The sequence below is a fragment of the Caballeronia sp. NCF2 genome, assembly GCF_023631205.1.
GTDB classification, from domain to species: domain Bacteria; phylum Pseudomonadota; class Gammaproteobacteria; order Burkholderiales; family Burkholderiaceae; genus Caballeronia; species Caballeronia zhejiangensis.
Genome location: NZ_JALQDN010000007.1, coordinates 35,292 through 48,216, shown reverse-complemented (window position 1 = coordinate 48,216; position 12,925 = coordinate 35,292). Strand labels below are relative to the sequence as shown.

At 63.5% G+C, this 12,925-nt stretch carries 16 protein-coding genes, 1 tRNA gene and 1 riboswitch; of the genes, 7 read left to right on the top strand and 10 right to left on the bottom strand.

Annotated features, from left to right (window positions below; all coding sequences use genetic code 11):
- Positions 1–715: 715 nt before the first annotated feature.
- The gene (gene proP / locus NCS02_RS05180) at positions 716–2,191 is read left to right on the top strand and encodes a glycine betaine/L-proline transporter ProP (protein ID WP_033536864.1); all 1,476 of its coding nucleotides are present in this window, start codon (positions 716–718) and stop codon (positions 2,189–2,191) included.
- Between the two features lie 54 nt (positions 2,192–2,245).
- On the opposite strand, the gene NCS02_RS05175 is transcribed toward proP, so the two are convergent.
- A complete protein-coding gene (locus NCS02_RS05175) occupies positions 2,246–2,698 on the bottom strand; it encodes a metallophosphoesterase family protein (protein ID WP_175979903.1) in 453 nt (150 codons plus the stop codon).
- 203 nt (positions 2,699–2,901) lie between these two features.
- Between NCS02_RS05175 and NCS02_RS05170 the strand changes: the two genes are divergently transcribed.
- Positions 2,902–2,986, top strand: a tRNA-Leu gene (locus NCS02_RS05170).
- A 29-nt stretch (positions 2,987–3,015) separates the two neighbouring features.
- Here the strand turns inward: NCS02_RS05170 and NCS02_RS05165 are convergent.
- Both NCS02_RS05165 and NCS02_RS05160 read right to left on the bottom strand, forming a co-directional pair.
- Entirely contained in the window at positions 3,016–3,228 is a 213-nt protein-coding gene (locus tag NCS02_RS05165) for a hypothetical protein (RefSeq protein WP_008350546.1), read from the bottom strand.
- A gap of 111 nt (positions 3,229–3,339) precedes the next feature.
- Positions 3,340–3,624, bottom strand: a complete 285-nt coding sequence (locus NCS02_RS05160; RefSeq protein WP_008350548.1) for a hypothetical protein — start codon at positions 3,622–3,624, stop codon at positions 3,340–3,342.
- Between the two features lie 199 nt (positions 3,625–3,823).
- Here NCS02_RS05160 and NCS02_RS05155 point away from each other — a divergent pair, with 199 nt between their 5' ends.
- Both NCS02_RS05155 and NCS02_RS05150 read left to right on the top strand, forming a co-directional pair.
- Positions 3,824–4,180: a hypothetical protein gene (locus tag NCS02_RS05155; RefSeq protein WP_008350549.1), complete on the top strand. Its 357-nt coding sequence runs from the start codon at positions 3,824–3,826 to the stop codon at positions 4,178–4,180.
- A gap of 46 nt (positions 4,181–4,226) precedes the next feature.
- Complete coding sequence (locus NCS02_RS05150) at positions 4,227–5,027, top strand: phosphodiesterase (RefSeq protein WP_250434374.1); 801 nt, start codon at positions 4,227–4,229, stop codon at positions 5,025–5,027.
- A gap of 9 nt (positions 5,028–5,036) precedes the next feature.
- Here the strand turns inward: NCS02_RS05150 and NCS02_RS05145 are convergent, their stop codons facing one another.
- From NCS02_RS05145 to NCS02_RS05125, 5 genes are all read right to left on the bottom strand, one after another.
- A complete protein-coding gene (locus NCS02_RS05145; protein ID WP_239295414.1) occupies positions 5,037–5,477 on the bottom strand; it encodes a response regulator in 441 nt (146 codons plus the stop codon).
- 49 nt (positions 5,478–5,526) lie between these two features.
- Complete coding sequence (locus NCS02_RS05140) at positions 5,527–6,159, bottom strand: response regulator (protein ID WP_008350556.1); 633 nt, start codon at positions 6,157–6,159, stop codon at positions 5,527–5,529.
- Between the two features lie 94 nt (positions 6,160–6,253).
- Positions 6,254–6,829 (bottom strand): ferritin-like domain-containing protein, encoded by a 576-nt coding sequence (locus NCS02_RS05135; RefSeq protein ID WP_250522904.1) that lies wholly within the window; start codon positions 6,827–6,829, stop codon positions 6,254–6,256.
- A gap of 195 nt (positions 6,830–7,024) precedes the next feature.
- Positions 7,025–7,186 carry a DUF1328 family protein gene (locus tag NCS02_RS05130; protein ID WP_008350559.1) on the bottom strand — a complete coding sequence of 54 codons (162 nt, stop codon included), beginning with the start codon at positions 7,184–7,186 and terminating at the stop codon, positions 7,025–7,027.
- A 54-nt stretch (positions 7,187–7,240) separates the two neighbouring features.
- Entirely contained in the window at positions 7,241–7,417 is a 177-nt protein-coding gene (locus NCS02_RS05125; RefSeq protein ID WP_250522903.1) for a DUF1328 domain-containing protein, read from the bottom strand.
- Between the two features lie 149 nt (positions 7,418–7,566).
- On the opposite strand from NCS02_RS05125, the gene NCS02_RS05120 reads away from it, so the two are divergent.
- From NCS02_RS05120 to NCS02_RS05110, 3 genes are all read left to right on the top strand, one after another.
- Entirely contained in the window at positions 7,567–9,036 is a 1,470-nt protein-coding gene (locus tag NCS02_RS05120) for a sensor histidine kinase (protein WP_250522902.1), read from the top strand.
- Positions 9,037–9,224: 188 nt separating this feature from the next.
- Positions 9,225–9,359, top strand: coding sequence for an entericidin A/B family lipoprotein (locus NCS02_RS05115; RefSeq protein ID WP_008350566.1), 135 nt, complete (start codon positions 9,225–9,227; stop codon positions 9,357–9,359).
- A gap of 293 nt (positions 9,360–9,652) precedes the next feature.
- Positions 9,653–10,294, top strand: a complete 642-nt coding sequence (locus NCS02_RS05110) for a dihydrofolate reductase family protein (protein WP_250519376.1) — start codon at positions 9,653–9,655, stop codon at positions 10,292–10,294.
- 59 nt (positions 10,295–10,353) lie between these two features.
- Here the strand turns inward: NCS02_RS05110 and NCS02_RS05105 are convergent, their stop codons facing one another.
- Both NCS02_RS05105 and NCS02_RS05100 read right to left on the bottom strand, forming a co-directional pair.
- The gene (locus tag NCS02_RS05105; protein WP_008350569.1) at positions 10,354–11,136 is read right to left on the bottom strand and encodes a DUF4397 domain-containing protein; all 783 of its coding nucleotides are present in this window, start codon (positions 11,134–11,136) and stop codon (positions 10,354–10,356) included.
- Positions 11,137–11,496: 360 nt separating this feature from the next.
- Positions 11,497–12,438 carry an EamA family transporter gene (locus tag NCS02_RS05100; RefSeq protein ID WP_008350571.1) on the bottom strand — a complete coding sequence of 314 codons (942 nt, stop codon included), beginning with the start codon at positions 12,436–12,438 and terminating at the stop codon, positions 11,497–11,499.
- Between the two features lie 220 nt (positions 12,439–12,658).
- Positions 12,659–12,799: riboswitch (TPP riboswitch) on the top strand.
- Positions 12,800–12,925: the final 126 nt, after the last annotated feature.

The following is a 12,925-nucleotide window of genomic DNA, read 5'->3' as shown; positions in this document are numbered from 1 at the left end:
GCGACCGGGTCGTCAAATCCCGCCCTAAACGGTACACCGTTCGCTATCTAAGAAAAGACCTTAACTGAACGGCATTAGCCCGAGCGGCCGGTTTTTTGTTGTCCGCGCGGCGGAAAATTGTTCCGCTTAGTACATCGGACCACGATGATGACAATCGGCGCAACCCTAAGTCCGACAAGGCTTTGCGGCCGCCGGGCTCGAGCGCGGTGGCAGACCGGTTTGCAGATCGTCTGTCATCGTGTTATCATCTTGCTCGTTATCAACAGCAATTCAACATCATTCACGTGCGAATGTTTCCGACTTCAAGTTCGGGCGTTGCGCGGTAGTGACAGTTTCTTATACAAAGAGGCGCGTCGGTTTTCCAAGCAGTAACGCCGGCCTTTTTCGTCTCAAGTTGTTTTTTCGCCGACGTCGCGGCCCACCCGCGGCAACTCAGTCATTCAGCGCTGCGTTCGCCGTCCGCACGTCAAATTCGTGTGTTTCACCCGAGTGCAATTTCGCGACTACACCCGCGCGAGGCACCGGCACCGTGTTCCTTTTCGCTCATCGACTTCGAGCCGCTCGGCCCGAGGTCGCGGAAAGCCTTTGCTTTCGTCTTCAAGCGTTCGCGGCGCCGTCTCGAAACTGCACTATCCCGGCAATTTGCGTCCGTCCTCCGCGGCGACGCACCCGACGTTCTTTGAGCGTCGGGATCGAATACGGAGTTTTTCGAACTATGTCTTCTCTTAACGAGGGCCTTTGGCGCAAACGCGATTCATCCAGTCAGAAGTCCGACCTCACCCTCGACGACATCACCATCGTCGATCAATCCCTGTTGAAGCGCGCCGTCGGCGCCATGGCCATCGGTAACGCGATGGAGTGGTTCGATTTCGGCGTGTACAGCTACATCGCCGTGACGCTCGGCCGTGTGTTCTTCCCGTCGAGCAGCCCCACCGCGCAGTTGCTCGCGACCTTCGGCACGTTCGCCGCCGCTTTCCTCGTGCGCCCGATCGGCGGCATGGTGTTCGGCCCGCTCGGCGACCGCATCGGCCGCAAGCGCGTGCTCGCGATGACGATGATCATGATGGCCGTCGGCACCTTCTGTATCGGCATCATTCCGAGCTACGAATCGATCGGCGTGATGGCGCCGGTGCTGCTGCTCATCGCGCGTCTCGTGCAGGGCTTCTCCACGGGCGGCGAGTACGGCGGCGCGGCGACCTTCATCGCCGAATTTTCGCCGGACAAGAAGCGCGGCTTCATGTCGAGCTTTCTCGAATTCGGCACGCTCGTCGGCTACGTGCTCGGCGCGGGCGTGGTCGCGGTGCTGACGGCGGTGATGTCGGAAAAAGACCTGCTGTCGTGGGGCTGGCGCATTCCGTTCATGATCGCGGGTCCGCTCGGGCTGATCGGTCTCTACATCCGGATGAAGCTCGAAGAAACGCCTGCATTCCAGCGTGAAGCCGAAAAGGCCGAAGCCGTGTCGCACGAGACGACCAAGGAGCAGTTCCGCGAGACGCTGATCCAGCAATGGAAGCCGCTCTTGCAATGCGTGGGCCTCGTGCTGATCTTCAACGTGACCGACTACATGGCGCTGTCGTATCTGCCGAGCTATCTGTCGGCGACGCTCAAGTTCAACGAGACGCACGGCCTCTTCATCGTGCTCGTCGTGATGGTGCTGATGATGCCGCTCACGCTCCTCGCCGGCCGTCTGTCGGACACGATCGGCCGCAAGCCGGTGATGCTCGCCGGCTGTATCGGTCTGCTGGTGCTGTCGATTCCTTCGCTTTCGCTGATCCGCATGGGCACCGTTCCGTCGATCTTCGCCGGCATGATGATTCTCGGCGCGCTGCTGTCGACGTTCACGGGCGTGATGCCGTCGTCGCTGCCGGCGCTCTTCCCGACGAAGATCCGCTACGGTGCGCTCGCGATCGGCTTCAACGTGTCGGTGTCGCTCTTCGGCGGCACGACGCCGCTCGTCACCGCATGGCTCGTCGACACGACCGGCAACCTGATGATGCCCGCGTACTATCTGATGGGCGCGTCGATCATCGGCATCGTGTCGGTGCTCGCGCTCTCCGAGACGGCGAAGAAGCCGCTGAAGGGCTCGCCGCCGGCGGTCGCGTCGAAGTCGGAAGCGCATGCGATTCTGCGCGGCCATCGCGAAGCCGCCGAAATGGACGATGCGTTCCCGGAAGGCACGGTGCGCGCGTAAGCGTTCTGGCGTGATCGAATGGAAGGGCCGGTGCATGAAGCGCCGGCCCTTTTTTCATTCGATCAGCGAAACGATGCGCGCTTCCGCTTTGCCGTCGTCGATATCGAGCAGCGCGAGCGTGACCGGCAATCTGAAGCGACGCGGCCCCGCGCTGCCGGGATTCACGAAGAGCACGTCGCCGCGCCGCTCGATGAGCGGCTTGTGCGAATGACCGGTCACGACGACATCGATGCCGTCGAGCTGCTTCGGCACATCGGCGATATCGTGGACGACGTGAATCGTCGCGCCGCCCAGTTCGATGCGCGCGTGTTCGGGCAGCCGCGCGAGGTCATCGGCGATATCGTTGTTGCCGCGCACGACGGTGAGCGGCGCGAGCGACGCGAGCGCATCGAGCACGTCGCGTCTGCAGATATCGCCCGCGTGGATGATGTGCGCGGAGCCGCGCAAGGCGTCGAGCGCTTCGGGGCGCACGAGGTTATGGGTATCGGAGATAAGGGCAATACGCATGAGGCGTCACGCTTCTTCGTTCGCGCGCACGCCGAAGTCCTCGCCGTGCGCCACGTTCAGTTCCGGCACCATCATCGTGTCCTCGCGACTGAATCGGTGCCGGCGATTATGCGGGACGGCCGAAACCTTGTCGAACGGCTTGTATACGACGAGCGGCGCGGCTTTGGCGCGGTCGCATGCAATGGTAGAATCGCGTCCGCCCTGCCGGGGTGATGAAATTGGTAAACATAGCGGACTTAAAATCCGCCGCCTCACGGCTTGCCGGTTCGAGTCCGGTCCCCGGCACCAAGCAGTATGAAGGGCAGCGCGCCGCACCCTCACACCGCGTTCAACAACCGCTCCGCATCCCTCACTGCATCGAGCAGCGCTTCGATCGCCGTATCGCGTTCGAGCAGGCACACATGCTCGATATCGAACGGCAACGCATCCACGCCGACGAAGCGCACCGTACCGCCGAAGCAGTCGCGCGCCTTGCCGCTCTTCACGGAAGCGATGTAGTTCGGGGTGATGTAGAGCGCAACGGGCGTCATGGCGGGCTCCGCGATGGTCCGGTCGATGAACCCGAGTCTAGCCGCACGCACCATCTCGCTGAACCCGCCGCACGCGGGGAAACCGATCCCCTCTTTCGCTGCCTTCGCTGCCTACACCGCATGCCCCAGCACACGCGCGACGTAGTGCCGTCCCCACGCCTCGCCGTGCGCGATCGCCTCGGCGACGGTCTCGAACGGGCCGCGGTCGCCGGTCATTTCGCCGGAGTCGTCGGCGAGTTTCGAACCGTGCAGCGGCTTCTGGTCGAGGCGCGTCACGCGCACGCGGATCGCGTAACCTTCGGACGGCGCCGCATCCTCGTCGCCATCGGCCGCGAGCGGCTTCGGCACGGCCTGCATGGCGAGCAGGTAATCGCCTACTTCGATGTCCTTCTGCATGGCGGTCGTCTCCATCGGTGAGGAACGCGCTCGTCGAACGTCAGTGCCGATTGTGCTACCGCATCGCTGCACAAAACAAGCGGTCACGCGCCGCGATGCACTACAGTGATGCACTGCGGCACGCGTGTTATAAAGCTCCGCCCGACACTCATCACGCCCCGGCGCGTCTCGCCGCATCGGGCACCGACCGAATTCATCGATGAACCATCGCATCCGTCACCTGCTGCCCGTCCTGCTCACGACTTCGCTCGCCTGTCTCGGCGGCTGCACGTCCTATTACAAGAACGTCGAGACCTGCAAGGAGAAGGTGCGGGCCGACTATCCCGACGCCGCGAGCGCGCCGCTCAAAATCACCGGTTCCGGCGCGAGTTATCATGGCTCGCGGGTCGTCGTGCACGGCACGATCCAGAATCCGCCGAAGCCGCCGGCCACGAAGTCTTCATCGGTGCCCGCAGCCGCCGAATGCACGTTCAGCGAAACGTCGATGACCGGCTTCCAGTGGCTCGTCCCCGCGAAGCTCGCGCCCAAGCCGCCGGTCGCCGAATCCGACGACTGAATCCGACGACCCAGCCCGAAACCGTCCGCGACGAGGAGATTCGCGCATGCTGCTCGCCCAGATCAGCGATCTGCACATCACGCCGCCGGGCACGCTCGCCTACGGCCGCGTCGATACCGCCGCGTATCTCGCCCGCGCGATCGACGTCCTCAACGCGCTCGATCCGCGCCCCGACGCCGTGCTTGTTACCGGCGATCTCGTCGATGCGGGCGGCATCGACGAATACCGGCATCTGCGCACGCTCCTCGACCGGCTCGCCATTCCGTGGCGCGTCATCGCCGGCAATCACGACGACCGCGCGAATCTGCGCGCCGTCTTCGGCGATCTCCCCGAGCTCGCGGGTCACGACGGTTTCCTGCAGTACGCGTTCGACGTCGGCGAAGTCCGCGTGATCGCGCTCGACACCCTCGATCCCGGCTCCGGCGCGGGACGCCTGTGCGCCACGCGCCTTGCCTGGCTCGAAGCGCAGCTCGACGCCTCGCGCGACCGGCCGGTGCTGATCGGCATGCATCATCCGCCGATCGAATGCGGCATCGGCTTCATGGACGACATCCGCCTCGCGCCCGACGACAGCCGCGCGCTCGACGCACTCGTGCGGCGTCATCCGAACGTCGAGCGCATCGTATGCGGCCACGTGCACCGCGCGATCAGCGCGCGCTTCGGCGGCACGATCGTGTGGTGCGCCCCGTCGACGGCGCATCAGGTCGCGCTGCAATTGAAATCCGATGGTCCAGAAGCCTTCGTGATGGAGCCGCCCGCATTCGGGCTGCATCTGTGGCGCGCCGGCGTCGGCCTCGTCACGCATTGCATGAGCGTCGAACAAGGTGGCGGGCCGCAGCCTTTCTGAGCCGAGCCTTCAGGTGCGCTCGCGCGCGTAGTCGTCGAGCGCGTCGAGCACGCGATCGAACTCGAGCGATTTGTCGAAGAAGTGACGCACGCCGTATTGCAGGCAACGCTCGCGATACGTCGGCAGCGCGTGATTCGTGAGCACCGCGATGAACGCGGTTTCCGAGCGCGGCGCGCCGCCCTCCTTGAGCCAGGCGAGCACGTCGATGCCCGAGCCGCGCTTCAGTTGCAGATCGACGATGATCGCATCGAAAGTCCGCGACGACAGCAGCGCGATGGCCTCGTCGGGCGCATCGGCGAACGCGGTCACGCGCCACGGCCCGAGCGCGTCGATCGCCTCGGTCAGGCTGCGGCGGATAAGCGGCGAATCCTCGATCAGCAACGCCGCGAGCGGCGGCCGCCGCGCGCCCGGCTGCTCCATTCGGTCGTCAGTGTCGATGTGATTGCCCACGGCGGGCGTCCTCCGGCAGTGCTCTCGCGGATGTTCGAACGATGCGCCGCTATTCGATCAGGCCGTTCTTGATCGCGTAATACGTGAGGTCGGCGTTATTGGAAAGCCGCATTTTTTCGAGCACGCGCGCGCGATACGTGCTCACCGTCTTCACCGACAGATGCAGTTCCTGCGCGATTTCCGTCGGCAACTGGCCGCCCGCGAGCTTGCAGAAAATCTGAAACTCGCGTTCCGACAGCAGTTCGTGCGGGCGCTCGGCGGCGGGCTTGTCGAGCTTGTCGGCGAGCGCATCCGCGATGAACTCCGACAGATAACGATGCCCGCGTGCCACCGTGCGGATCGCGCGCACGATTTCGTCGGGCGCGGCATCCTTGTTCAGATAGCCGTTCGCGCCCGCCTTCAGCAGGTTGATTGCGTACTGGCTTTCGGGGAAGCCCGAAAGCATCAGCACGCCCTGCTCCGGACGGATCTGCTTGATGACGCGCAAGGTATCGACGCCGTTCTTGTCGGGCATCGCGATGTCGAGCAGCACGACATCGAACGCCTGCGCGCGCACGAGCGCGATGGCCTCGTCGCCGGTGGCGGCTTCCGCGCCGACTTCCATGTCGGGTTCGTCGGCGACGAACTGCCTGAACCCGCTGCGCACGATGGCGTGGTCGTCGGCTATCAAGACTCGAATCATTCGCGTGGTCCGTGCTGCCGGACGGTCTGCTACCAGTGGATCGGCCATGTCATGCGGGCGCCGGGCGCGCGACGCGTGCCCGGCGACCTCGTCCTCATCCGTTGCGGCCTTCCAGCAGATCGGCCATGTCGTCGGCGTGCTCTTCCTCGGCGGCGAGAATGTCCTCGAAGATGCGACGCGTCGTGACGTCCTTGTCGCCGAGATAGCGAATGATCTCGCGATACGTGTCGATCGCGATGCGCTCCGCGATCAGATTCTCGCGGATCATGTCGATCAGATCCTTACCTTCGCTGTACTGCGAATGCGAGCGCGACGAGAGGCCGTCGGGCGCGAAATTCGGCGCGCCGCCGAGTTGCACGATGCGCTCGGCGAGCGTGTCGGCGTGCTGCTGTTCCTCGTTCGCGTGCTCGAGAAACTCCTGTGCGACGGCTTCCGAGTGGATGCCCTTCGCCATGAAATAGTGGCGCTTGTAGCGCAGCGTGCAGACGATTTCCGTGGCGAGCGAATCGTTGAGCAGCTTCAGCACGGTCTCGCGATCGGCGCCGTAGCCGGTCGTCACCGCGCCTTCGTCCATGTGCTGCCGGGCATCGGCGCGGATCTTCTCGACATCGAGAACGAAGGCGTCGGTGGATTGGCTCGGCTCGGCGTTTACAGCAGACGATTTGGACATTTGGTTCGCTCCTCTTTGACAGGTGAGTTGACGTTGTTCGCTGGAGCAGGCTTCGGCGCCAGGGTTTCCATAGCGCCCTGCTATCCAATCCGATACTCCGATGCACACACCATGCCTGATCTGTCGAAGAAACCGCGCGACGGTGATGAAACCCGCGCGCGGCTTGATGGCTCGTGGCTTTTAGCTAAGCGGGCGTCACGTTCGGAACACGCCGAGCAGCAAAGTGACCACGAACACGACGAGAAAAATGAAGAAAAGGATCTTCGCGATTTCCGCCGCGCCGGCCGCGATGCCCGTGAAACCGAACACGGCCGCGATGAGGGCGATGACGAAGAAGACTGCAGCGTAATGAAGCATGTGACCTCCTTCCTGAGTTTTTGATTACGTTTTGTCGATACGTCCGGAACGCCGCTAATCGATCGCTTTTTTCGTGACGACGAAGCCGAGCACGAGAAACACGATGCACAGGATCAGGAACAGCACGAACAGGAACTTGGCGATGGCGGCCGCTCCGGCAGCGACGCCGGTGAACCCCAGCACGCCGGCGATCACGGCTACGATCGCGAAAAACAAGGCCCACTTCAGCATGATCGTTCCCCGTAGGAGTGGATGACGGAACTATCGTAGCCACGCGATGCGCGCCGCGCATTCGGGCAGGCTCCTTTTTTGCTGTGGGAATCCACCGACACTTGCTTTCAAATCGGCTGCTCTAAGTGAAACGCCGGACGACCCACGCCATGAGCCACGTACCGCCTACCGCGATACCGACGACGATCTTGCCCGAGGACACGCCGCCGCCCGCGCCCGAAGGCATCGCGCGCCGCGCCACGCGCTTCAACGACTGGATGCGCCGCTACAGCTGGGCGGTCGCGATGACGGTGGCGATCGTCATCACGGTCGGCGGGCTGATCATTCTGGAATCGGGGCGCATGCGGATCGCGTCGGAATACGAGACCGCGCTCGAAGCGAAAGGCGCGACCGCGCAGCTTTCGATGCTCGCCGCCGATATCGCCGCGCTCACCGCCGACGAACGCGGCTTCGCGCTACAGGCCGACGACGCGTATCAGGCGCATTTCCGCGACGCGGCCGGACGCGTGCGGCGCACGCTGGCGTGGCTCGATGCGTATTACCGGCGCATCGGTGACGACACCGCGCTCGCGAGCTTCGCGCAGATCCGCTCCGCCGCCGACGATGAAATCGCGCAAGGCACCGCGCGCATCGCCGATTCGCCCGACGCCGATGCCACGCGTGCCCTGCCGCCACCCGACGCGAGCGCCACGCTCGATGCGGCGCTGTCGCTGTTGCGCCTGAACGAAGAGCAGCGCGCGCAACACGCGCTCGACGCGAGCCGCGCCGACCAGCGCATCTCGACGCTGTGCGTGGGCGCGTTGTGCGCCCTCAACATCGTGCTATTCATCCTGCTGTTTCGTAATCTCGGCATTCAGCTCGACAAGCAGGCGCGCGTGCAGAAGGCGCTCATCACGCAGCAGGAAGAGCTCGATCAGCTGGTGTTCGCGCGCACGCGTCAGCTCGAGGCGCTCGCGTGGCACTTGCAGTCCGTCAGCGAAAACGAGAAGACGGAGCTCGCGCGCGAACTGCACGACGAACTCGGCTCGATCCTCACCGCGAGCAAGATGGATGTCGCGTGGGTGCGCGGCAAGCTGAAGGACAGCGAGCCCGCGATGGCCGAAAAACTCGCGCGCGCGCTCGGCAATCTGGATCAGGGCATCGCGTTGAAGCGCCGCATCATCGAGGACATGCGCCCGACGGTGCTCGCCAACTTCGGTCTCGTCACGGCGCTGCGCTCGCTCGCCGATGAAGCCGCGCAGCGCAACGGCTGGAACGTCGAATTCGACCTGCCGGGCGAGGACGTGAAGCTCGGCGAGGCGATCGAAATCGCGCTTTTCCGCGTCGCGCAGGAGACGCTCACGAACGCGGCGAAGTACGCGCACGCGAGCCGTATCCGCGTGGCGCTGACGGTCGATGAAGCGAACGTGTCGCTCTCGATCACCGACGACGGCATCGGCATTCGGCCGCAGGATTTGAAGCGCACGCAGACGCATGGACTCGTCGGCATGCGGCAGCGCGTGTCGGCGCGCGGCGGACGCTTCGAGATCGAGCGCGCGACGCCGCGCGGCACGGCGATCAGCGTGTCGATGCCGCGCGAGCGCAGCGCCGATGCGCCGGTCGTCGCGGCATCCACGTAGGACGGCGCCGACACGAAATGCGGACGACGCCGACACCAGAATCGCATGCGTGCCTACATCCGCGAACGATGCGCTTTTTTATGATTGTTCACACCGGTAAGACAGGACGTCAGCCAGGCGCCCGTCGACCACACACGATGCGCGAACCGTTTTTCCTGTCACGCATTTCAACTCCAAGGGGAATACACATGACTCGACTCATCGCTCTACTCCTCATCGCCGGCAGCGCGGCTCTCGCAGGCTGCAACACCGTTTCGGGAGCCGGTCAGGACATCTCGAAGGGCGGCCAGGCCATCTCGAACTCCGCGGAGCAGCACAAGTAATTCACGAGGCGCGCCGCTTCGCTGCGGCGTTCCCGCTCAGGCGTTCCATAGCGTTGACGTAGTTCTCTCTCTTCCCGCCACCTTCGCGTGGCGGGATTTTTTTTGTCTTTGGAGCCGTTCGTGTGTCGTCCAGGCCGCTCGCGGCGTCCCACGGGTCACGCGTCATTCTCTGCACAATGACGCCGATGACCCAGATCCCCTTCGCTGCGATAGAGTTCGCTCATCTCGATGCCTTCCTGAGCGATGATGCCTGGCTTCAGACATCGGGATTCACAGCGCAAAGGGAGACACGAATGGCCAAAGTAAAAGTAGCCGGGTTCGGCGTTTCGCTCGATGGCTTCGCCGCGGGAACCGATCAGAGTCTGGAACATCCCCTCGGGCTGCGGGGCCCGGAGCTCTTTCAGTGGTTTTTCCCGACGCAGACGTTTCGGCGGATGCAGGGAAAAGACGACGGCGAAACCGGTGTCGATGACGACTTCGCCCGGCGCGCGATGGACGGATTCGGCGCGTTCATCCTCGGGCGCAACATGTTCGGGCCGATTCGCGGCGAATGGCCGGATGAACAATGGAAAGGATGGTGGGGTGAGGATCCGCCCTATCATGCGCCGACTTTCGTGCTGACCCATTACCCGCGTCCGCCGATTCGGATGCAAGGCGGGACGACGTTTCACTTCGTCTCGGACGGCATCGAGGTCGCGCTGCAAAAGGCACGCGAAGCGGCCGGCGCGAAGGACATCAAGATCGGCGGCGGAGCGGCCACGGTCAAGCAATACATTCAGGCCGGCCATGTGGATGAAATCCACCTCGCTTTCGCGCCGGTGGCGCTCGGGCAAGGGGAATCGCTCTTCGACGGTCTGGATTTGCGCGCTTTGGGATATCGGACGGTCGAGCACGTTCCGACGGAGCGGGCCACGCACATCGTCCTTGCGAAGTAGCTGCGCGCGATGCGAAAAAGCCCGGCCGATTCTTCCGGCCGGGCTGTGCGGTTCATGCCTTATTGCGTGTCGGGCAGTTCGAGCGCCGGCTGCTGCGTGTTGCCACCCTGCGCGACGAGCACGCGAATCTTCTCGGGCACGAGTTGCGTGGCTGCATTTCCCGAAGGCAGCGTCGTCACGAGCCAGTCCGCGTTGTTGACGAGATCGAACGACGCCGATTTATAGACCGGCGTCTTCGAGCCCGGCAGCGTCGCGATCAGTTGATACGTGCCGCCGGAGACGTAGATCGAGTCTTGCGTCGTCGCCGGTACGGCGTTCTTGTAGGCGACGCCCGCCATCGTCGGGCTGACGGTCGAGATGTTCGTGCCCGGCGCGACGAGATAGATGTCGAGGTTCGGCGCGTTCGTCGATGCGTTGAACGCGCGCACGCGTGCGCTGCTCGATAGCAGGCCCTTGTCGAACGGATCGTCGATCACCGCGATCGACGGCACGAAGCCCGCGTCCGGCAGCGCGATCACCGTGTATTCGTGCCCTTTCGCCGCGTTCGAGATGGTCGTGTCGGTCGCGAGTTGCGTCGTCGTGTTCACGGCGGCGTAGGAAAAGTTGTGCTGGCCCGTGTCGATGTTCGCGAAGTTCGTCACCGCCTTATAGGCGAGATTCGGCTGCAGGATCTTGCTGTTGTCGTAGAAGTCGACGTTCGGGCCGCTCGGGATCGCGTGGATGAAATGGACTTGCGGCTGAGTGACGCCGATTTCCTTGCCGACGTCATCGGAGCTTCCGCCGCAAGCGGAGAGCAAAGCGGCGACGGCGGCAAGCGCGGCAGCGGTGCGGATGAGCTTCATGGTTTCACCTTCCTTTGTTTTGATTTAATTTGATTTGATTTGATCGGCCACATCGTCATCCGGGTCCGGACGATTAGGCATCCGCAGGACTTTGCGCGCTCGCTCGCCGGGCCCGATTTGGGTTTCCCTCTTGCCATTTCGATCGATCAGATTTGCCGTCGAAGTGGCGCATGCGTTGAGCAATGAGCATGCCCCGAGACGGTGCGACGATGGCGTGTATCGGCCGCTGAGGCCCGTCCGGAAAGGGTTTCGGATTCGTTAGAGGAATTGCTCGGGATGCGCGAAGACCCCGCGCGGTGCTGCATCGATCAATGCAGCGTCGCCGCGTGACGAGAAGCGGTTTTTACAAGGATGGTGCGTTCAGAGAAGTCCCCGCCGCCGCTGATCAAACCAGAACGAAAGCCCAACGGAAAGCAGAATGACAACGGTCGCAATCACGGTCCATTGCGTGACGATTTCCCCGAGCAGCAGCGCGCCCAAACCAACCGCCACCACCGGATTCACATAAAGACAACTCGTCGCGACGATCGTGCTCGTATTGCGTATCAGAAAGTTATACGCGACATAAGCGGCCATCGAACCGATCACAACGAGATACAAAAACGAGAACCCCGCGCCGACGCCGACGCTCGCCAACCGCTCGCCCGATGCGAACGCGATCGCCGTCGCGATTAATCCGCCCAAACCGATCTGCAGCGCCGTCGACATCAGCAAATCGGAAGGCTGCGGCAGGCGCGTCGCCAGATGCGCGCCGCCCGCCCAGAAGATCGCGGCGCACAGAATCGCCAGCGTGCCGACCGTCGAACTCGGCGAGGGATCGCCGTGATTCAGCAGCACGATCCCGAGCAGACCCAGCGCCACCGCGAACCACTCGCCTTTCGCGACGCCGCGTCCGCTGAGCGCGGTGAAGATCGTCGCGAAAAGCGGCACCGTCGCGACCATCACGGCGGCCGTGCCGGTCCCCACGGTCCGCATGCCGTAAGCCATCATCCCGCTCGACAGACCTTCCAGCAACGTGCCGACGATCGCCGCGTTGCGCACTTCCCGCGCGCTGGGCCACACCGACTTGCGATGCACCGCGATCAAGAATAGCCCGATGCCCGCGAACAGATTGCGCAGCCCGCCGAGCATCAACGGCGGAAAAGATTCGAGCGCGAGATGGATGCCGAGATACGTCGATCCCCAAACGAGATAGACGACCGTCAGCGCAAGCGCGACCTGCCCTTTGAAAGAGCGCGGCGCGCGAAACGGAAAACGGTCAGGGAAGCTGAACGGCAGGCGCGGCGGAGGCAGAGCGGACATGCATCACTCCGCGGCGACGGCTGCGCGCCGGAGAAAAACGGGCAAAACCAGACAGAACGACATGGCGTAAAGCAAAGGGGAATGGCGCGAGGAAGGACCGCGCGACCTTCGGGAAAACCCGGAAATCCGCGGCGCCCGACATTATGCAGTAAGCGCTCGCATCCATCGGCTCATTTTCGGGATGGTTGCCAAGACGCCACGCCGCGGTGTAACGTGTCGGCTGCTAACGCGGGGGTCCTGCGTTGCACATCGCGGTTTCGTGCGGTTTCATCGGCGAAGCGCTTCGTGTGGCGTGGGTGAGAAATACCCTTTGAACCTGATCTGGATAATGCCAGCGCAGGGAAGCGTTCGGGTTCCATAGGCCGCAGTCCACGCCACTTCAACCGAACCCGTACCTTTCCATCTCGTTCCTCCCTGTTTAGCTCCTGAGTCACCACGAGCTACGACATCGCTCGTGCTGAAAAAAATCGTCCCTTAGGAGATCAAG

Bases quoted from the DNA above. Each gene is read 5' to 3' on its own strand.
- NCS02_RS05175 (WP_175979903.1), bottom strand. From the start codon at position 2,698: ATGCGTATTGCCCTTATCTCCGATACCCATAACCTCGTGCGCCCCGAA.
- NCS02_RS05125 (WP_250522903.1), bottom strand. From the start codon at position 7,417: ATGCTGAAGTGGGCCTTGTTTTTCGCGATCGTAGCCGTGATCGCCGGC.
- NCS02_RS05120 (WP_250522902.1), top strand. From the start codon at position 7,567: ATGAGCCACGTACCGCCTACCGCGATACCGACGACGATCTTGCCCGAG.
- NCS02_RS05100 (WP_008350571.1), bottom strand. From the start codon at position 12,438: ATGTCCGCTCTGCCTCCGCCGCGCCTGCCGTTCAGCTTCCCTGACCGT.
- proP (WP_033536864.1), top strand. From the start codon at position 716: ATGTCTTCTCTTAACGAGGGCCTTTGGCGCAAACGCGATTCATCCAGT.
- NCS02_RS05165 (WP_008350546.1), bottom strand. From the start codon at position 3,228: ATGACGCCCGTTGCGCTCTACATCACCCCGAACTACATCGCTTCCGTG.
- NCS02_RS05130 (WP_008350559.1), bottom strand. From the start codon at position 7,186: ATGCTTCATTACGCTGCAGTCTTCTTCGTCATCGCCCTCATCGCGGCC.
- NCS02_RS05135 (WP_250522904.1), bottom strand. From the start codon at position 6,829: ATGTCCAAATCGTCTGCTGTAAACGCCGAGCCGAGCCAATCCACCGAC.
- NCS02_RS05110 (WP_250519376.1), top strand. From the start codon at position 9,653: ATGGCCAAAGTAAAAGTAGCCGGGTTCGGCGTTTCGCTCGATGGCTTC.
- NCS02_RS05105 (WP_008350569.1), bottom strand. From the start codon at position 11,136: ATGAAGCTCATCCGCACCGCTGCCGCGCTTGCCGCCGTCGCCGCTTTG.
- NCS02_RS05160 (WP_008350548.1), bottom strand. From the start codon at position 3,624: ATGCAGAAGGACATCGAAGTAGGCGATTACCTGCTCGCCATGCAGGCC.
- NCS02_RS05155 (WP_008350549.1), top strand. From the start codon at position 3,824: ATGAACCATCGCATCCGTCACCTGCTGCCCGTCCTGCTCACGACTTCG.
- NCS02_RS05115 (WP_008350566.1), top strand. From the start codon at position 9,225: ATGACTCGACTCATCGCTCTACTCCTCATCGCCGGCAGCGCGGCTCTC.
- NCS02_RS05150 (WP_250434374.1), top strand. From the start codon at position 4,227: ATGCTGCTCGCCCAGATCAGCGATCTGCACATCACGCCGCCGGGCACG.
- NCS02_RS05140 (WP_008350556.1), bottom strand. From the start codon at position 6,159: ATGATTCGAGTCTTGATAGCCGACGACCACGCCATCGTGCGCAGCGGG.